At 69.3% G+C, this 18,055-nt stretch carries 19 protein-coding genes; 11 read left to right on the forward strand and 8 right to left on the reverse strand.

Going from position 1 to position 18,055, the window contains the following annotated elements; all coding sequences use genetic code 11:
- The first annotated feature begins 188 nt into the window (after positions 1 to 188).
- The 4 genes from ACZ1DY_RS39345 to ACZ1DY_RS39360 all read left to right on the forward strand — a co-directional run bounded on the left by ACZ1DY_RS39345 (position 189) and on the right by ACZ1DY_RS39360 (position 3,739).
- Positions 189 to 812, forward strand: coding sequence for a superoxide dismutase (locus ACZ1DY_RS39345; protein ID WP_126730446.1), 624 nt, complete (start codon positions 189 to 191; stop codon positions 810 to 812).
- Between the two features lie 91 nt (positions 813 to 903).
- Entirely contained in the window at positions 904 to 1,653 is a 750-nt protein-coding gene (locus ACZ1DY_RS39350; protein WP_126730445.1) for an arylamine N-acetyltransferase family protein, read from the forward strand.
- Positions 1,654 to 1,974: 321 nt separating this feature from the next.
- Entirely contained in the window at positions 1,975 to 2,538 is a 564-nt protein-coding gene (locus ACZ1DY_RS39355) for a hypothetical protein (protein WP_465482676.1), read from the forward strand.
- A gap of 184 nt (positions 2,539 to 2,722) precedes the next feature.
- Positions 2,723 to 3,739, forward strand: a complete 1,017-nt coding sequence (locus ACZ1DY_RS39360) for a hypothetical protein (RefSeq protein ID WP_465482677.1) — start codon at positions 2,723 to 2,725, stop codon at positions 3,737 to 3,739.
- Here ACZ1DY_RS39360 and ACZ1DY_RS39365 read toward each other — a convergent pair.
- From ACZ1DY_RS39365 to ACZ1DY_RS39380, 4 genes are all read right to left on the reverse strand, one after another.
- Positions 3,736 to 4,179, reverse strand: a complete 444-nt coding sequence (locus ACZ1DY_RS39365; protein WP_465482678.1) for a hypothetical protein — start codon at positions 4,177 to 4,179, stop codon at positions 3,736 to 3,738. The genes ACZ1DY_RS39360 and ACZ1DY_RS39365 overlap by 4 nt on opposite strands.
- On the reverse strand, positions 4,176 to 5,435 hold the full coding sequence (locus ACZ1DY_RS39370) for an MFS transporter (RefSeq protein WP_257484058.1): 1,260 nt from the start codon (positions 5,433 to 5,435) through the stop codon (positions 4,176 to 4,178). Before ACZ1DY_RS39370 ends, ACZ1DY_RS39365 begins: the two co-directional genes overlap by 4 nt.
- A gap of 107 nt (positions 5,436 to 5,542) precedes the next feature.
- Complete coding sequence (locus ACZ1DY_RS39375) at positions 5,543 to 5,974, reverse strand: MarR family winged helix-turn-helix transcriptional regulator (RefSeq protein ID WP_016337543.1); 432 nt, start codon at positions 5,972 to 5,974, stop codon at positions 5,543 to 5,545.
- A 67-nt stretch (positions 5,975 to 6,041) separates the two neighbouring features.
- Positions 6,042 to 7,499 carry an NCS2 family permease gene (locus ACZ1DY_RS39380; RefSeq protein ID WP_465482679.1) on the reverse strand — a complete coding sequence of 486 codons (1,458 nt, stop codon included), beginning with the start codon at positions 7,497 to 7,499 and terminating at the stop codon, positions 6,042 to 6,044.
- A gap of 80 nt (positions 7,500 to 7,579) precedes the next feature.
- Here ACZ1DY_RS39380 and ACZ1DY_RS39385 point away from each other — a divergent pair, with 80 nt between their 5' ends.
- The gene (locus ACZ1DY_RS39385; RefSeq protein ID WP_125684146.1) at positions 7,580 to 7,807 is read left to right on the forward strand and encodes a DUF2530 domain-containing protein; all 228 of its coding nucleotides are present in this window, start codon (positions 7,580 to 7,582) and stop codon (positions 7,805 to 7,807) included.
- A 25-nt stretch (positions 7,808 to 7,832) separates the two neighbouring features.
- Here the strand turns inward: ACZ1DY_RS39385 and ACZ1DY_RS39390 are convergent, their stop codons facing one another.
- Together ACZ1DY_RS39390 and ACZ1DY_RS39395 are read right to left on the reverse strand one after the other, a co-directional pair.
- A complete protein-coding gene (locus tag ACZ1DY_RS39390; RefSeq protein ID WP_465482680.1) occupies positions 7,833 to 10,640 on the reverse strand; it encodes a sacsin N-terminal ATP-binding-like domain-containing protein in 2,808 nt (935 codons plus the stop codon).
- The gene (locus ACZ1DY_RS39395) at positions 10,630 to 11,577 is read right to left on the reverse strand and encodes a DUF3027 domain-containing protein (RefSeq protein ID WP_465482681.1); all 948 of its coding nucleotides are present in this window, start codon (positions 11,575 to 11,577) and stop codon (positions 10,630 to 10,632) included. The genes ACZ1DY_RS39390 and ACZ1DY_RS39395 overlap by 11 nt, the downstream gene beginning before the upstream one ends.
- Before the next feature lie 49 nt (positions 11,578 to 11,626).
- On the opposite strand from ACZ1DY_RS39395, the gene ACZ1DY_RS39400 reads away from it, so the two are divergent.
- The 3 genes from ACZ1DY_RS39400 to ACZ1DY_RS39410 are packed head-to-tail and all read left to right on the forward strand — an operon-like array spanning position 11,627 to position 14,867.
- Positions 11,627 to 12,391 carry a glutaminyl-peptide cyclotransferase gene (locus ACZ1DY_RS39400; RefSeq protein ID WP_257484055.1) on the forward strand — a complete coding sequence of 255 codons (765 nt, stop codon included), beginning with the start codon at positions 11,627 to 11,629 and terminating at the stop codon, positions 12,389 to 12,391.
- Positions 12,392 to 12,442: 51 nt separating this feature from the next.
- The gene (locus ACZ1DY_RS39405; RefSeq protein ID WP_257484054.1) at positions 12,443 to 14,374 is read left to right on the forward strand and encodes an MFS transporter; all 1,932 of its coding nucleotides are present in this window, start codon (positions 12,443 to 12,445) and stop codon (positions 14,372 to 14,374) included.
- A 10-nt stretch (positions 14,375 to 14,384) separates the two neighbouring features.
- On the forward strand, positions 14,385 to 14,867 hold the full coding sequence (locus tag ACZ1DY_RS39410) for a DUF2771 family protein (RefSeq protein ID WP_126730430.1): 483 nt from the start codon (positions 14,385 to 14,387) through the stop codon (positions 14,865 to 14,867).
- A 124-nt stretch (positions 14,868 to 14,991) separates the two neighbouring features.
- Here the strand turns inward: ACZ1DY_RS39410 and ACZ1DY_RS39415 are convergent, their stop codons facing one another.
- Positions 14,992 to 15,378, reverse strand: coding sequence for a cold-shock protein (locus tag ACZ1DY_RS39415; protein ID WP_016337551.1), 387 nt, complete (start codon positions 15,376 to 15,378; stop codon positions 14,992 to 14,994).
- A 132-nt stretch (positions 15,379 to 15,510) separates the two neighbouring features.
- Here ACZ1DY_RS39415 and ACZ1DY_RS39420 point away from each other — a divergent pair, with 132 nt between their 5' ends.
- Entirely contained in the window at positions 15,511 to 15,756 is a 246-nt protein-coding gene (locus ACZ1DY_RS39420) for a hypothetical protein (RefSeq protein ID WP_126730429.1), read from the forward strand.
- Here the strand turns inward: ACZ1DY_RS39420 and ACZ1DY_RS39425 are convergent.
- On the reverse strand, positions 15,692 to 16,345 hold the full coding sequence (locus tag ACZ1DY_RS39425; protein ID WP_465482682.1) for an HAD family hydrolase: 654 nt from the start codon (positions 16,343 to 16,345) through the stop codon (positions 15,692 to 15,694). The genes ACZ1DY_RS39420 and ACZ1DY_RS39425 overlap by 65 nt on opposite strands.
- 94 nt (positions 16,346 to 16,439) lie before the next feature.
- Between ACZ1DY_RS39425 and ACZ1DY_RS39430 the strand changes: the two genes are divergently transcribed.
- Both ACZ1DY_RS39430 and ACZ1DY_RS39435 read left to right on the forward strand, forming a co-directional pair.
- On the forward strand, positions 16,440 to 17,051 hold the full coding sequence (locus ACZ1DY_RS39430) for a TetR/AcrR family transcriptional regulator (RefSeq protein WP_192743792.1): 612 nt from the start codon (positions 16,440 to 16,442) through the stop codon (positions 17,049 to 17,051).
- 15 nt (positions 17,052 to 17,066) lie between these two features.
- Entirely contained in the window at positions 17,067 to 18,038 is a 972-nt protein-coding gene (locus tag ACZ1DY_RS39435; protein ID WP_126730425.1) for a R2-like ligand-binding oxidase, read from the forward strand.
- Positions 18,039 to 18,055 lie beyond the last annotated feature (17 nt).

The raw sequence follows: 18,055 nt of genomic DNA on the forward strand, positions 1-18,055 counted from the left end.
CACATCGCCTTGACCTCCAGCTAACTGGAGCTAGCAGGGTGGGTTTCAGGCGGTGGCCCCACCGGGTACAGCCGCTACGAACGGGTCGTTCCACCTGGGGAGAAACGCGGCGCCCCCGGTCGCCGCAAACGGGTGAAGACGACTAAGTTCGTCCTTGGAAACTTGTGTCGAAGACAGAAGGAGGGCCGATGGCCCGCTACGTGCTCCCGGAACTCGACTACGACTACGGCGCCCTGGCGCCGCACATCTCCGGCGAGATCAACGAGCTGCACCACAGCAAGCACCACGCGACCTACGTCAAGGGCGCGAACGACACGCTCGACAAGATCGCCGAGGCCCGTGAGGCCGGCAACTTCGGCGACATCGTGGGCCTGCAGACCACGCTGGCGTTCCACCTCGCCGGGCACGCCAACCACGTCGTGTGGTGGAAGATCCTCTCCCCGGAAGGCGGCGACAAGCCGACCGGCGAGCTGGCCTCCGCGATCGACGAGGCGTTCGGCTCCTTCGACAAGTTCAAGGCGCAGTTCACCGCGGTCGCCACCACCATCCAGGGCAACGGCTGGGCCGCGCTCTCCTGGGACCCGATCGGCAAGACGCTGATCACCCAGCAGCTGCGTGACCACCACAACAACCTGGTCCTGCCGACCACGCCGATCCTGCTGGTCGACGTGTGGGAGCACGCGTTCTACCTGGACTACAAGAACGTGAAGCCGGACTACGTCAAGGCGCTCTGGAACATCTTCAACTGGGCCGAGATCTCCAAGCGGTTCGACAACGCCGTCGCCGGTGGCAACGGCCTGCTGCTCGGCTGACACTTCTCGTCACGAAGCGGGGCTCTCCTTCACGGAGGGCCCCGTTTTCGTTTCTTGACCTCCAGCGAAGTCGAGGTGTCAAGGTGGACGCATGGACGTCGCCGCATACCTCGACCGACTCGGGCTCGACCCTCCCGCCACCGCGGACGTCGCCGCGCTGCGGACGCTGCAGGAACGCCACCTCGCGGTGGTGCCGTTCGAGAACCTGAGCATCCACCTCGGCGAACCGATCGTCCTGGAGACCGAGGCGTTGTTCGGCAAGATCGTGCTCCGGCGCCGTGGCGGCTTCTGTTACGAGCTGAACGGGCTCTTCGCCGCCTTGCTGCGGGAGCTGGGGTTCGACGCCGGGTTGAGGTCGGCGAAGGTGTTCCGGCCGGACGGCACCCTCGGACCGCCGTTCGACCACGCCGTCGTCCACGTCGAACTGGACGAACCGTGGCTGGCCGACGTCGGCTTCGGGCGGTTCAGCCGGTTCCCGCTGCGGCTGGCCGCCACCGAGGCGCAGGCCGACCCGGAAGGGGAGTTCCTGGTCCTCGACGCGCCCCACGGCGACATCGACGTCCTGCTCGACGGCGCTCCCCAGTACCGGATCGAGCGGCGGCCGCGGGCGCTGGACGAGTTCGTCCCGACCGCTTTCTGGCAGTCGACGTCGCCGGACTCGCATTTCACGCGGGGACCGACCTGCTCGCTGCCTGCCAAGCACGGCCGGGTCACGCTGGCGGGTGACAAGCTGATCGTCACCACCCACGGCGTCCGCGAGGAGACCAGGCTTTCGGGTGATCAGGAGATCCTGGACGTCTATCGGAAGGAGTTCGGGATCGCACTCGACCGGGTGCCTTGACCTGATCGGCGCGGTCATCGACCATGAACCCTCCGGAATGAACGAAGCCCCGCCTCCGGGGGTGACCCGGTCGCGGGGCTTCGTCCGTTCCCGAACTGACTGCCGCTCCCACCACGAAGCGGACATGTATGAGGTTAGCCTAACCTCATCTTCCCCGACAAGGGGTTCGGCCGAGAGATGCCGATCTCACCCGTCCGGGTGAGGACACACTTGTCCCCATGAGCCTTCTGAGCGGCACCGGATCGGTTCCCTCCGGCGTTGCTTCGTCGTCCCCGCGAGAGGGGAGCTTTTGCCCGCGCGCAAGGGCATCACTCTCAGCCGATGATCGTCTTGTCGGCCCTCACCGGAACAATGCACGGGATGACCAGCCACGTGTTCGTCGACGAAAGCAAAGAGCGCGGTTACTTGGTGACAGCCGCCGCGCTGCTTTCAGGCGACCTCACGTCCGCCAGGCGCGCTATACGCGGCCTGGTGCTTCCCGGGCAACGGCGTCTGCACTTCACCCACGAGAACGACGGCCGCCGGAAACGGATCCTGGACACCATCGCCGGACTCGGGCCGACGGTGACGATCTACGACGCTTCAGCGCATCATCGACGTCGTCAGCGCGAAGCCTGCCTCGACGCGCTCGTCGAGGACCTCGCGAGCGCCGGGACCCGAATGCTGGTCCTGGAGAGCGACGAATCGATAGTGGAACTGGACAGGAAGACGTTGTATCGCTCCGTCCGGCGGCACGGATGCCACGACACTCTCGAGTACCGGCATCTACGTGCCTTCGAGGAACCACTGCTGGCCGTACCGGACGCCCTCGCCTGGTGCTGGCAGCGTGGCGGCCACTGGAAGACCCGGGTGAGGGAAATGGCGGAAGAGATCAGAACCGTATGAGGTCCGGATACGCGAAACCCGGCCCACCCACCGTCCGGAAGGCTGCCGGGTCCACTTCGCCGGTTTACTAACCAGCGCTGATCGAAGTCTACCGCAACCCTCCCCGAAGGCCCACCTCCGCGGATCCGCCCATCGGGTTGGCGTTTCGCCGGACAGGCGGCGCCCGACGGGCTAGCTTCACCCCGTGGCCACCCCGAACGATTACCGAGCCATCGCGCGCAGGACCGACCGTCCGATGTGGATCTGGGCGGGCTGCGCGCTCGTCAGTGCCCTGCTGCTGTTCGGGGTGGGCATCTTCGTCGCGATCACCCTGCTGAACCGGGACGACACCGGTACCGAGGCGAAGCTCCCCGAAGTCTGGCCGTCCAAGTCCGGGCAGGAGCTCCGTCCGGTCCTGATGCCGACGGGCGAGATGGTGGCCGCGCTGACGGACGAAACCGCCGCGCAGGTGCTGTGCCAGGCGATCCCGGAGCAGCGCTGGGAGGAGATCCTCGGCGGTCGCACGCTTCGCGAGGCCGGCCAGTCCTGTCACGCGGTCACCGCGGAGCTCGACGTCAGCACGCAGATGGTCCCGGCGCTGCCGGAAGACACGAGCCGCGGCCTGCCCACGAAGACCACGGTCGCCGGCAAGCTCGCGGTCATCGCCACGGACAAGGACGGCACCACCCTGGGCGTCGAACTCGTCGAGGTCGCGCCGCACATCGGCGCCTCGCCGGTCCTGCACGTTTCGCTCCGCGGCAGGATCGTCGAGAGCCCCGAAACCGAGAAGAAGGCGAGGGCGCTCGCCGAAGCACTGATCGCCGGCGCGATGCCGCCGGGGCCGAAGTTGCCGAAAACCGGCAAGGACGGCGAGATCGCCCTGGAGAAGACCGAACCCGGCCCGATCAAGGACAAGCCGCTCCCGGTGATCTCGTGGCTGCTGTGCGGAGAACTCGGCCGCGCGCTCGGTGTGCCGCCGGACAACGCGAAGCCGAACTTCTTCGCCGCCTGCGAGCTGAACGGCGTGACCGCGGACTACAGCGAGCTGTCCACCGCCGTCGCCCCGACCACGACGATCGCCGGGCGGCCCGCCCAGGTCGACGGACGAGGCGTCTTCGTGCAGCTCACCGGCGATCCGGCCGGGCAGACGCTCAAGTTCAAGGGCCCCGGCGATCTCGTGGCACTCGCCGAGAAGATGGTGCCGCCGCTGCTCGGCGGCTAGGCCCGGTATTTCGACAGGAGGTCGCCGAGCAGCGTCTCGTACGCCTTCCGGTCGAACCTCGCCCCGGTGAACCCGTCCTCGGCCAGGCCGTCGAACGGCTCGTAGTCGGTTTGCCAGCCGAGGGTCCGCCATTCGACCACGTCGTCGCCGAACACGACCTCGACGCTGTAGGCGCCACAGCCGAGATCACCGCACGCCGGGCATACCAGCAGCGCGACCCGGCCGTCGTCGAAATCACCCGGCAGTTCGCCCAGCAGACGGCGAAGCGTCTCGACAGCGGCCTCGCGCCACACATCGTCGTCCAGGAACAGCGGTGTCTGCTGCTCCGGCATCTCAGAAACCAGCGTGCGCAGCGCGACACCGTCGATCGTCCAATCGAGGAACCGGGCCTCGCCGTCGGTCCACCGGGTCACCGAAGGTTCGACGCCGAGTCTGTTCACACCCGCTCCCGCTTCAGCACCCGCAGCCCGTTCCCGAACCGCCGCACCGGCAGGCTCACCCCGCCACGCCGGATCAGCACGACGGCACAGGCTATCGCGGCGAGCGCCGAGACCGCGCCACCGATGTAGAACGGCGAGCGGCCGCCGAAGGCGTCGGCCATCCAGCCGGTCATCGGGCCGCCGATGGGGTTGCCGCCGATCAGCACCAGCACGTACAGGCCCATCACGCGGCCGCGCATCTCCGGGCTGACCGCGGTCTGCACCAGCGCGTTCGCCGTGTTCAGGAAGGTGATCGTGGCGAAGCCGAGCGGGATCAGCGCCAGGCCGAAGCTCAGGTACGTCGGCATGAACGCGGTGACCACCTCGAACGCGCCGAGCAGGAACGCCGAGATCAGCAGCAGCCGCACGCGGGGACCACCGCGGGTGTTGCGGCGGGCCGACATCAGCGCGCCGGTGAAGGTACCGACTGCGACCAGTGTCGACAGCAGGCCGTAGCCGTCGGCGTCGGTGTGGAAGACGTTCGCGGCGACGATGGGGAGCGACGTGAAGTACGTGATGCCGAACGTGCTCACGAAGAACACCAGCACCATCACGGTCATCAGGTCGCTGCGCCGCCGCACGTAGCGCAGCCCCTCTACGAGCTGCCCCTTCTCGCGCGGGATGGCCGGGCCGCGGAAGAGCTTGTCCGGGTTCATCATCACCAGCGCGGCGATGACGGCGCCCGTGCTCACCGCGTTCGCCATGAACAGCCAGCCGGTGCCGACCCAGGTGATCGCGAAACCCGCGATCGCCGGGCCGACGATCCGGGCCATGTTGAAGATCGAGGAGTTGAGCGCGACGGCGTTGGTGACCTTGTCCCTGCCGACCATCTCGGCGACGAACGACTGCCGCGCGGGCACTTCCAGCGACGCCGTCACGCCGAGGGTGAAGCAGAGCAGATAGACGTGCCAGAGCGCCGCGATCCCGCTCAGATCGAGCGCGCCGAGGACGACCGCCTGCGCCAGCACGGCGATCTGGATGCCGATCAGCAGCCGTCGCTTGTCGACGCGGTCGGCCAGCACGCCGGCCCACAGCGAGAGGAACAGCGTCGGCAGGAACTGCAAGGCGACCGCGATGCCGAGCGCGATCGGGTCGTTGCCGCTGAGGGTGAACACCAGCCAGTCCTGCGCGATGCGCTGCATCCAGGTGCCGATGTTCGAGATGACCTGGCCGGTGAAGAAGAGCCGGTAGTTACGGACCTTCAGCGAGGAGAACATGCTCCCGCGCGGTTTCTCGCGAACGGGAGATGGCGGTGGAGAAGGTTCCCGGGTAGCGGCGGTCTTGGAAGGACACTGTGTTTCGCTACCCGTGGTCGTCACCGCTGTTAGTTCCCCGCCATCCTGTCGATGATCTCGGAGGCGCGAGAGAGCACTTCGCGTTCTTCGGCGCTCAACTCCGCCAATTGCTTGTCCAGCCAGATCTCCCGCGCGGTGATCTGCTCGATCACGTAGGCCCGGCCGCGGTCGGACAGTTCGACGATGGCCTGGCGGCCGTCCGTCGGATGCGGCCTGCGCTCGACGTAACCCATCTCCTCGAGCGCGGCGATCACCCTCGTCATCGAGGGCGGCTGGACGCCTTCCTTCGCGGCGAGCTGACCAGGGGTCAGCGCACCGCATTTGTGCAGCGTCGACAACGCGGACACCTGGGTCAGCGAGATGCCGTCACCGGCCCGCTGGGCCCGCAGCCGCCGATTCAGCCGCACCACCGCGAGACGCAGGCGGCTCGCCAGTGAGCGCTCGTGCGTGTCTCCGGACATATAGTTAGCATACCTCACGATCGGATCATCGGCCCGTGAGATCGCCCACGGCTGACATAACCGCTGGTCAGCTGAACGCGGCCTGGATGGGGCCGACCGCGAAGTAGGCCACGAACATCGCCGCGATGGCCCACATGAGCGGGTGCACGCCCTTGGCCTTGCCGGTGACCGCGCGGATGACGACGTAGCTGACGAAGCCGGCGCCGATGCCGTTGGCGATCGAGTAGGTGAACGGCATGACCACGATGGTCAGGAACGCCGGCAGCGCGACGGTGAAGTCGGCGAAGTCGATCTCCTTGACCTGGCTCATCATCAGCGCGCCGACGACGACCAGCGCCGGAGCGGCGGCCTCGACCGGGACGACCTGATAGAGCGGGGTCAGGAACATGGCCGCGATGAACAGCACGCCGGTGACGACGTTCGCGAGCCCGGTCCTCGCGCCCTCGGCGATACCGGACGCGGACTCGACGAAGACGGTGTTCGAACTCGAAGACGCGAACCCGCCTGCCACCGCGGCGGTGCCGTCCACGAACAGCGCCTTGCCGACGTTCGGGAGTTTGCCGTCCGGCGGGAGCAGGCCGCCTTCCTTCGCCAGGCCGGTCATCGAGCCCATGGTGTCGAAGAAGTCCGCCAGCACCAGGGTGAACACCAGCAGCACGACGGTGATGATCGGCAGCCGCGTCCAGGCGCCGAAGGAGATCTCGCCGACCAGCGAGAGATCCGGCACGCCGAGGACCTGATCGGGCAGCGCCGGGTAGCCGAGGTTCCAGCCCTGCGGGTTCACGCCTTTCGACGGGCCGACGTTGGTGATCGCCTCGATGACGATCGCCAGCACGGTCGAGGCGAGGACACCGATCAGGATCGCGCCCTTGACCCGCTTCGCCACCAGGATTCCGGTGATCAGCAGGCCGACGACGAACACCAGCGTCGGCCACGACGCGATCGAGCCGTTGATGCCGAGCCCGACCGGCACGGTGGTCTTAGCCTCGTCGGGGACGCGGCGGACGAAGCCGGCGTCGACCAGGCCGATCAGGCAGATGAACAGGCCGATGCCGACCGCGATCGCGGATTTCAGCGGTGGCGGCACGGCGTTGAACACCGCCGTGCGGATACCGGCGAACACGAGCAGGACGATGACCAGACCTTCGATCACCACCAGGCCCATCGCCTCCGGCCAGGTCATCTGGGAGGCGAAGGTGACCGCGATCAGGCTGTTGATGCCGAGACCGGTGGCGATGGCGAACGGATAGTTCGCGACCAGGCCCATGATGATCGTCAGCACCCCGGCGACCAGCGCGGTCACCGCGGCGACCTGCGGCACGGGGAGGATGTTGCCGAGGACGTCCTTGTGCGCGCCCGCGTCGTCGGCGGAGAAGCTGCCGAGGATCAGCGGGTTCAGGACCACGATGTAGGCCATCGTGAAGAAGGTGACGACCCCGCCGCGGATCTCCCGCCCCGGTGTCGAGCCGCGCTCGCTGATCTTGAAGAACCGGTCCAGTGTGGACCGGGTGCGCTGCTCCGCCATCGCGTACCACCCTTCGCCCGTTGCCGGGTACCCTTCCCCACGTGGGCGAATCGATCAATTCCGGGGAAGTAAACGGTTCATTGCGGCCAACGCCGGAGCTGCCGAAGCGGCTGACCGACCTGACGCCGGTGGTGATCGTAGGTACCTCGCTCTGGGCGGTCGCGACCGTGGTCCTGTTCTTTGTGACCGACGGCATCTGGGTGCAGACGGCGTTCTCCGGCCTCGTGCTCGGCTTCATCGGTCTCGCGATCATCGCCTGGCAGCGCGCCGCCGCCCGGCGGGGCTCGAAGGGCGCACAGCGTTTCTAACCCCGCATTTCGTCCTCTGGATGCGTCAGTTGAGCAGCGCGGAAGGCGAGGGGTCTTCGAGCAGGGCCGTCAGGACGTGGCGGTCGGCCCAGCGGCCGGTGGCCCAGGCGAACGCCCGGCCGAGGCCTTCGGGGGTGTCGGCGGCGTGCAGCCTGCCGTCGGACCACCAGGCGACGTCGTGCTCCGCGTCCTCGAAGGTCACCGTCAGCGCCTCGTGCAGCAGCACCCCGCCGTCGGGCAGCTCGACGCCCAGCTGATCGGCGGCCAGCCGCAGCGCGGGGAGCTCCGTCCACGGCACGAACTCGCCGTCTTCGGTGACCTTGGCGTCGAGACCGCTCGCCACCGGCAGGTCCAGCAATTCCGCCAGCGCGGCGGCGCCGCTCGCCGACACGACCATCCGCTCCGGTGCCAGCACGGCCGCGAACCACGGCACGTCGAGCACGACGGCGTCGCGGGCGTCGACGGCCCAGCCGTCCGCGGCACGGACACGATCCGGCGCGGGAACGTCCACTGTGTACTCGGCGAGGGCCGCGTGCGCCCGGGAAGCGAGCCCGGGGCTCACCTTGCGCTCGGGATCCCCAAGCCGCTCCAAGAGATCCTCGACGTCTTCGGCGTCTGCCCCCAGCTCCGTCCGGACACCGACGGCGAGCAGGATCTCCTTGCTCAGCCCCGAATCCGGGACGACGTCGTAGAGTCCCGCCAGCGCGGACGCCTCCGGCATCCGCCATTCGAGCGGCGCGTGCCCGTCCAGGAGCGCGTACCGCGCGAGCCACCAGCCGGTGTGCCCGCCGGGTTCGGTAAGTGCACGCCAGGTTTCGGGACGAGACGCCAGCAACCGCAGCGCCTCCGGCCAGGCATCGTCTGCGACGAGATCGAGATCCCGCACGGCCAGTACCCGTGACGGCGGACGCTCCAGCGAATCCCACCAGTCGTGCTCGTCGGGCAGGCCGTGCTCGGGTTCCAGCGGTTCGTCGTCGGTGATGATCGCGAACGAATCGAGCACGCCGACCGCGACGAGCGTGGCCGCCGGCCAGTCCTCGGCGAATTCCTCGTCCAGCACGGACAAGGCTCCGTCTTCTTCGAACACCTCGGGATCGAAGATGTCGCCCAGCGGCGACGTGGGCAGGACGAGTTCGTCCGCGCGCCGCCAGCCGTCCTCACTCGGCAGGGCCAGCGCACCCGCCCATTCGGGGGCTTCGTCGCCGACCTCGGCGATCAGGCGGAGCACCGCACCCGCGAGGGCCGTTCCGTCCAAACCGGACCGGACGTCCTCGACGCTGCGTTCGACGGCGGCGCTCAGCGCGTCGGCTTCGAGCAGGTCCCCCGCCTCGGCGTGCTTGGCTCCCAAGCGTTCCAGCAACGGATGCGCGGCGGCCGGATGCACCAGCCGCAGACCGATGATGTCCACATCGGACAGCAGTTCGAGCAGTTCCGCCGAGCCGCCGACGAGCAACGCGTCGCGGACGCCGGGCAAGGTACGGCCGTCCGACATTGGCACCGGCAACGCGCCGAGGTCGTCCTTGGTGAGGTCGTGCGCTTCGAGCGCCGGGAGCAGCACGTCGTAGAGCGAACGCCACCACGAGGGCTCACGCTGCGCCCCGGTCAGCAGCTCGATGGCCTCGGCGGGCGAAAGCGACTGCGCGCCGACGGCGCGAAGGTCCACACCGGACAGTGAAGTCAGCCCGGGCACCAGGTCCGCCAGCAGCGGCGCCAGCCCCGGAACGTCCACCGACAGGACACGCGCCTGACGCCCCGGTAAGTCGTCACCCGCTTGCGCCGGAAGCCAGGGCGAGTCGGCGAGATTTTCGAGAATGGCCTCCCGCAGCGTTCCGTCCACAGTGGAACGCGGGAAGTCCGCCCCGGGCACGAGCGCCAGGCGTTCCTTGCCTGGCAAAGAACGGACGAGTTCGACGTACTCCCGCGCGGCGTTCTTCAGCGCCGCCGTCAGCTCCGGGCCCGGCAGCGCGCGGCGGCGGGACGGCTCGATCGGCAACGTCGCGATCAGCCTGGCGGGCAGGGAAAGCTCGTCGTCGGTCGGAGTCGGCGCGTGCAGGACGTCGTCACCGAGCGGCCGCGGCGAACCGGATCCGTCCAGCGGAACGGCCCAGACGACGTCGCCGCGATGGACCTGCCAGTGCTCGGAGCCTTCCGGCGACGCGAGTTCGACGACACCGTCGCCCAGCTCGGATCGGCGCCAGACGCCACCATCGACCTCGATGCTTTCGAGCCAGGAGAGGGTAAGCAGGAGATCGCCGACGTCGTTCTTCAGGTCCTCCAGCAGAGCCTTGCCGTCGACGCCCTCACGCAGCGGAAGCCGGACCTCGGTGGTGAAGCCTTCGGGCACGGGAGGTTCGGCGTCGGCGACCGGCCACGGAAGCCGGAGCACGGGAACGTCGCCGGTGCGGCCGGCTTCGGCCCGCGTGCGTTCCGCGGAGAAGGCGACGCCACCGGTCACCGAAACGATCCTCGGCTCGGCGGAAACCGTGAGCACGGCGGCGAACCCGACGCCGAACCGGCCGACGGTCTCCTCGCCCTTGCCGGAAGCGCGAAGAGACGCGAGGGATTCGACACCGCGCGCGTCCAAGGGAGCGCCCGTGTTGGCGAACCTCAGCTCACCGTCCACAACGGACATCCGGAGCGTGCCGCGTTCACCGGCGGCGAGGGCCGCGTCGGCGGCGTTCTGCGCCAGCTCGACGAACAACCGGTCACGGTAGCCGCCGACCCGCAGGTCGTTTTCGGTGTTCGTGTCCTCGGTGAACCTCGTCGGCGAATCCGCCCACGCCCGCAGGACGGCGGCGCGGAGCCGCTCGGTGTCGAACGGGTCAGTGCTCACTGGCGCTTTCGGCCTCGACCTGCGCTTCGTCGGCGGTCTCCGAAGACTGCGCAGCGGCGGCCTCGGGCTCGACCTCCGGCTGGACCTCGGCGGTCTCCGGCGCCTCGGCGACGGGGGCCTCGGACTCGTCGACGACGGTGGCCTCGGCCGGCTCGGGCTCGGGCTCGGCCGGGGTCTCCGGCGCGGGCTCGAAGTCGATCAGCGAGTCGTCGTAGACCAGCTCCGCCACCGGCACCGACGAGGTCACCTCGACCTCGATCTCGGAGTGCGCGCCGCAGCCGTACTCGACGTCGACGACGTGGCCGTCCGCCGGGGAGATGTCGTTGGTGCACGCGCCGAAGGCCGCGCTGAGCGACCCGGCGAGCGGCACGAAGAACCCGCAACTGCCGCAGACGTCCGGCGCGCTGCGCGCCATATCCGACCGCGGGCCGAACTCGCCACCGTGCCAGCGGGCGGCGGCGTCGAGCCTGCCGTACCGGGACAGCACGTGGACCCGGCCGAGACCGGTCTCCTTGGCGACCGCTTCGACCGCGGGGTCGTCGGACTCCAGGTACGCCGGGACGAGCCGCGGGTCGTCCTTCTCCACCGGGAAGATGTCGCCGACGCCGAGGTCGCCCGCCTGGACGCGGCGGTCCCACGGGACCCACGCCGGGGCGACACGCGCTTCCGGACCGGGGATCAGCACGACCTCGCTGACCGTGATCGGCTCTTCCTCGCCGGCGAGCGCGACCGTGACCGACCAGCGCCAGCCTCGATAACCCGACACGGTCGCCTCGAACAGGTGGCTCGCGGAAACCGCGTCCTCCCGGTCAACGCCGACGTGCGCGCCGACCTGTTCGGCACCGGCGTCCTCCAGCACCGCCGCACGGGCGAGATCGACCGCCTCGGCGAGTTTGCGCTGGATGGAGCCGTCGTCCAGGGTCAACAGCAGGGTCATGCCCCCATTCTGCCGCACGCGATATCGCGGTCCGTGTCAGGCTGTCCGCGTGCGCACGCTGATGACCATGTCGCTCCTGCTGGCCGCCGTCCTCGGTGGCTGCGCCGCCGCGCCGGTGAGCGACGCCGCCCCGCCCGCGCCCGAGAAACTGAAGGTGCGGGTGGTCTCGACGCTGCCCCACGACCCGGCCGCCTTCACGCAGGGCCTCGAGTTCTCCGGCGAGACGCTGTACGAGGGGACCGGCCTGGTCGGGAAGTCGTCGATGCGGGCCGGGCCCCCGGGCGCGGCGCCGTCGGTCCGGCGGGAACTGCCCGGCCTGTTCGGCGAGGGCATCACGGTGCTGGGGGCGACGGCCTGGCAGATCACCTGGCAGGACGGCGTCGCGATCGAACGCGACGCCAAGACGCTGGCCGAGCTGCGGCGCGTGACGTACACCGGCGAAGGCTGGGGGCTCTGTCACCGCGACGGGCAGCTGGTGATGAGCGACGGCTCGTCGAAGCTGACCTTCCGGGACCCCGTGACCTTCGCGCCGACGGGCAGCGTCGAGGTGGGCCGTGACCAGCTGAACGAGCTGGAGTGCGTCGGGGCCTCCGTGTACGCGAACGTCTGGCAGACCGACCGGATCCTGCGGATCGACGCCGCGACCGGGCGGGTGACCGGCGAGATCGACGCTTCCGGGCTGCTCGCTCCCGAGGAACGGGGGTCCGCCGACGTCCTCAACGGCATCGCGGCGGTGCCGGGGACCGACGAGTTCCTGCTCACCGGCAAGCTCTGGCCGAGGATGTTCCGCGTGAAATTCGTCCCCGCCGCCTAGAAAGCAGTGGTGAACGCGCGAAGCGAGACCCGCGTAAGGCAGGATTGAAGCGTGGGAATCTTCGGCTCGAACTCTGGACGCGACGGCACGCCTTCCGGCAGGCCGGGCAAGGAGCGTGGCCGCAAGAGCAAGCGGAAGTGGACGCCGGAGCCGGGGGCCGCCCAGGCGCGCAGCTGGTCCGCTCCGCCGCCGACCCGCGTCGATCAGCAGCCGGTGCCGCCACCGCCGCCGCGCGCGTCCCGTCCGCAGCCCCAGTACCAGCCGCATCCGGCCGGGCCGACCGCCGACGAGGCGCGCACCAGCGCGATCCCGATGGGACACCACCAGCCACCGCCGCCGCCTCCACCGCCGAGGACACCTCCCCGCGGCGCGCGACCGTATCCGGATCCTTCGCAGCGGCAGACCGAACCCGTCCGGCGTCGTCCGGGCGGGTTCTACGACGAACACCCGCCGGGCAGCGGCGAGTACGAGCACTACGACACCGGCGGTTACGCGGGTGAGCCGCGGGTCGCCCAGGAGCAGCCGCACGAGCACCCGACGACCGCGGTCCCGCCGCGCGCGGGCTCCCTGCCGAAGATGCCGAAGAAGATCACGGTCACCCGGGTCGCGGCGATGCGCAGCCGTCAGCTCACCGGGCAGGCCGTCGGCGCCTTCCAGCGCGCGACGAAGGCGGACGGCGCCGACAAATCGGGCCTGACTTCGCTGACGTACGCGGTGATGCTGAACTACGCCAGCGACGCCGCCATGGCGATCGCGCTGGCCAACACCCTGTTCTTCGCCGCCACCAGCGGGGAGAGCAAGGGCAAGGTCGCGCTCTACCTGCTCATCACGATCGCCCCGTTCGCGCTGGTCGCGCCGGTGATCGGCCCGGCACTGGACAAGATCCAGCGCGGCCGCAGGCTCGCGATGTGCGTGTCCTCGGCAGGCCAGGCGCTGATGGCCATCGTGATGGCGCTGCACTTCGACGACTGGCTCCTGTACCCGGCGGCGCTGGGCATGATGGTGCTCTCGAAGTCGTTCACCGTGCTCAAGGCCGCCGTGACCCCACGCGTGCTGCCGCCCGAGATCACGCTGTCGAAGACGAACGCGCGGCTGACCGTGTTCGGCCTGGTCGCCGCCGGTGCGTTCGGTGCGCTGGCGAGCGGGGTCAACGCGATCTGGGGCTCTCAGGGCGCGCTGTGGTTCACCATGCTGATCTGTGTCGCCGCCGCGGTGCAGTCGATGCGCATCCCGTCCTGGGTCGAGAAGACCGAGGGCGAGGTGCCGGCGTCGCTGTCCGCGCATCCCGAGCGGCGGGTCAAGAAGCAGCGGCAGCCGATGGGGCGCCAGATCGTCCTCTCGCTGTGGGGCAACGGCACCGTCCGGGTGCTGACCGGGTTCCTGATGATGTTCTCCGCGTTCGCGGTGAAGGCGCAGGCCGAGGGCAGCGGGCAGAGCCCGTTCGAACAGCTGCTGCTGCTCGGCATCATCGGCGCCGCGGCGGGTGCCGGTGGCTTCCTCGGCAACGCGCTGGGCTCGCGGCTGCACTTCGGCAAACCGGATCAGGTGATCCTGGCCTGTGTCGGAGCCTGTCTCGGCATCGCGATCATCGCCACCGTCGCGGCGGGACTGGCGACGGCGGCGATCGTGGCGCTCGTCGGCGCGACCGCGAGCGCGCTGGCGAAGATCAGCCTCGACGCCGTCATCCAGGAAGACCTGCCGGAAGAGTCGCGCGCGTCGGCGTTCGGGCGGTCGGAGACCGTGCTGCAGATGTCCTGGTGCTTCGGCGGTGCCGTCGGCCTGCTGCTGCCGCCGACGTACTGGATCGGCTTCCTGGTGCTTTCGATCCTGCTGGCCGTCGGGTTCACGCAGACGTTCATGGTGCGGCGCGGCACTTCGCTGATCCCGGGACTCGGCGGCGACCGGCCGCTGCGCCCGGAGCCGACCAGCGAATCGCCGATCCCCTCGCAGCCCGGTGACTCCCGGTGGCGGCCGGGCTCGTAATCTTCACCGTATGCGGCGACTTCGTATTGCAGCCCTACTCGCGGCGGGTGGTTTCGTGGTGGCCGGTTGCTCGGCCCCTGGCCCCGAAGAGGTGACCTTCTTCGCCGACGGCAACACGGTGAACGTCACCCCGCTGGCGTCCTGCGACATCAAGACCGCGCAGTGCACCACCAGGCCCGACGCCGCGGGCAAGCTGCGCATCCGGCCGGGTAAGCCGGTGCAGATCTCCGTGCCGACCGCGATCGCGGAGACGCCGTGGAAGGTCACGGTGCAGTACGTGAACGGCAAGGGCGAGCCGCAGGAGCTCAAGCAGGACATCATCACGTCGCTGGACCGGTTCGCCTACACCGTGACGACGCCCCGGCCCGACGACCAGATCCTCGTCGTCGAGGTCGCGCAGGCTTCGGTGATCAGCCAGACCGGACGTCCGGAGGACGCCGAGGCGGTCACCACGGCGATCTGGTCGCTGCAGGTCGAGCCGCCTGCCGCCTGAGGGGAGCAAGGGACCTTTGCTACCACTCGCGGATCTCCCCTGAGCTGGATCGCGTGAAGGCCCCCTTCCCTCGGCTGAGTCGAGGGAAGGGGGCCTTCACGCGCTTTGGCCGCGGGGGCGCCGATCAGGGATCGAGGTCCCGGGCGACGGCGCGCATGATCTCGGCGATCTGCTTCGTGTTCTTGCGGTCCGGGTAGCGGTTGCGCCGCAGATCCGGCTGCACCTTGAGCTCGAGCAGCTTGATCATGTCCTCGATGAGCCCGTGCAGCTCCTCGGCGGGACGGCGGCGCGCCTCGGCGACCGACGGCGGCGGGTCCAGCAGCCGGACGGAGAGCGCTTGCGGGCCGCGGCGGCCGTCGGCGACACCGAACTCGAGGCGCTGGCCAGCCTTGAGCCCTTCGACGCCCTGCGGCAGCGCGGCTTTACGGATGTAGACGTCGGCGCCCCCATCCTGGGTGACGAAACCGAAACCCTTCTCCGCGTCGTACCACTTGACCTTGCCGGTCGGCACTTCCCTCACCAGTCCTTTGCTGTCCTGCTCACAACGAACGCGCCCGGGGGCGTACCCAGGGCGCGCGTCCCATAAGCGTATCTCGCCACACGCCCTGTGGAGAAGCGGATACCGGCGGATACCCTCTGCTCCATGGAGACCGCAGTAAAGGAGGCCGCTGTGGCCGTCCCCGAAAAGCCGGGCAAACCGATCCTCATGCGCGTCGGCATCGGCCTGTTCGCGCTCGGCATGCTCGCCGTCACGGCGGTGTTCGTGCTGTTCGCCGCCGGGCTGGAGAACCTGCCGGTGTGGCTGTCCGCCGCGGCGGGCGTGATCACTCCGCTGGGGCTCGCCCTCGGTCTGATCGCCCTGATCCGCGAGGCTCGCCGAAAGAGCTGAACCAGCCGGGGAACTCGGTCAGCGAGTCGAACACCACCTCGGCCCCCTCCGCGAGCAGCACCTCCTTGGTGCACGGGCCGGTGGTGACCCCGACGGGGACCGCGCCCGCCGCCAGCGCGCCGCGGATGTCGCCGAGGTGGTCGCCGACGTAGACACGGGCGCCGTGCTCGGTGAGCGCGGCGGCCTTCTCCGTCGACCACAACTCCCCGACCAGGACGTCGACCTCGAGCCCGAGGGCGTCCAGGTGGAGTTTCGCGTTGGGCCCGTACTTGCCCGTGACGACGACGGTGCGCCCGCCGGCCTCGCGGACCGCGTGCAGTGCTTCGGCCGCGCCGGGCAGCGCGACCGTCACGGGCACGACCGTGTCCGGGTACATCGCGCGGAACCGCGCCACCAGCTCCGGGATCCGCTCCTCCGGCGCCCCGAAGCCCCGCAGGCTGGCGTCGAGGGGCGGGCCGAGGTTGGCCGCGAAGTACTCGCCGTCCAGCGGCAGGCCGGACTCCACGCCGAGCGCGTTCATCACCGCGACCATGCCCGGCCGCGGATCGATCAGTGTCATGTCGAGGTCGAACCCCACGGTGATGCCCACCAGGCCACGGTAGCCGCCACCACCGACGGATTTACATCGGATGGGCGCCCGTCAACTTCTTTGACATGGACGTGATCTGTGTCAAGCTGGGACTGTGGGCGAGATCACCAGCTTCTCCGATCGGACCAAGGCCTCCCTGCGGGAGGCGCTGCTCGACGCGGCCACCGAGCTGCTCACCGAACACGGTTACACCGCCCTGCGGATGGCGGACGTCGCCGCGCGCGCCGGGGTGAGCAGGCAGACCGTCTACAACGAGTTCGGCAACAAGGCCACACTCGCCCAGGCCGTGGTCCTCCGGACGACGTCGGAGTTCCTGGAAGGCATCCGGTTGCGCGTGCAGGACGCGAAGGACCTGCGCGACGGGATCCGCGAGGCGGTCGTCTACACGATCGAGCACGCCCGGGAGAACCGGCTCGTCGCCACCACGCTGGGCACCGAAGCGGGCGAAGACCTCCTGCCCCTGCTGACCACCAAGGGCGAGCCCATCCTGACCGCGGCGACCGAGGTCGCGGCCGGGCAGTACCGGGAGTTCGAGCCGTCGCTCTCCCCGGAATCCGCCACGCTGCTGGCGGAGACCGTCGTGCGGCTTTCCCTGTCCCATCTCGTCATGCCGACGCATCCGGCCGGCGAGGCGGCGGCTTCGGTAGTCGCCGTGCTGGCGCCCGCGATCCGGGCGCTGACCACCGATTCGTCCACAATGGAGTGACACGAAGGGTACGTCATGACCGATACGCTCTCCGAACTGCGGACCGGTTTTTCCTCACTGCGCAAGGGCGGGCTGAACTGGGACTCGTTCCCCCTGCGGCTGTTCGTCAAGGGCAACCAGAAGTTCTGGAACCCCGCCGACATCGACTTCTCCCGTGAACGCGAGGGCTGGGACTCCCTCAACCCGGAACAGCAACGGTCGACGACCTATCTCGTGGCGCAGTTCATCGCGGGCGAAGAGGCGGTCACCGAGGACATCCAGCCGTTCATGCGGGCGATGTCCGCGACGGGCCGCTTCGGCGACGAGATGTACCTGACCCAGTTCTGTTTCGAAGAGGCCAAGCACACCGAGGTGTTCCGCCGCTGGATGGACGCCGTCGGGCTGACCGAGGACCTGCATCCGTACGTCGCGGAAAATCCCCACTACCGCAAGCTTTTCTACGAAGAGCTGCCGCAGTCCTTGCGCGCACTGGAGGACGATCCCAGCCCGCTCAACCAGATCCGCGCGAGCGTCACCTACAACCACGTCATCGAAGGCAGTCTCGCGCTCACCGGGTACTACTCCTGGCAGCTGATCTGCACGCAGCACGACATCCTGCCGGGAATGCAGGAACTGGTGCGCCGCATCGGCGACGACGAACGCCGTCACATGGCCTGGGGCACCTTCACCTGCCGTCGTCACGTCGCCGCGGACGATTCGCTGTGGGACGCGGTGCAGCAGCGGATGGGCGAACTGCTCCCCCACGCGCTGGGGATGATCCAGTGGGTGCAGGACCAGTTCGAGGAGATCCCGTTCGACAACGATCCCGAGGAGATCATCCAGTACGCGGCCGACCGGGCGCAGCGGCGACTCGGCGCGATCGAATCCGCGCGCGGGATGCCGGTGGAGCAGATCGACCTCGACTACTCGCCGGAGAACCTCGAAGAGACCTTCGGCGAAGAAGACGCGAAGGCGATCGCCGCGGCCGCCGCCAACACCGCGGCCTGACACTCGCGTGAAGGCCC

The organism is Amycolatopsis sp. PSD-21 (assembly GCF_055561455.1).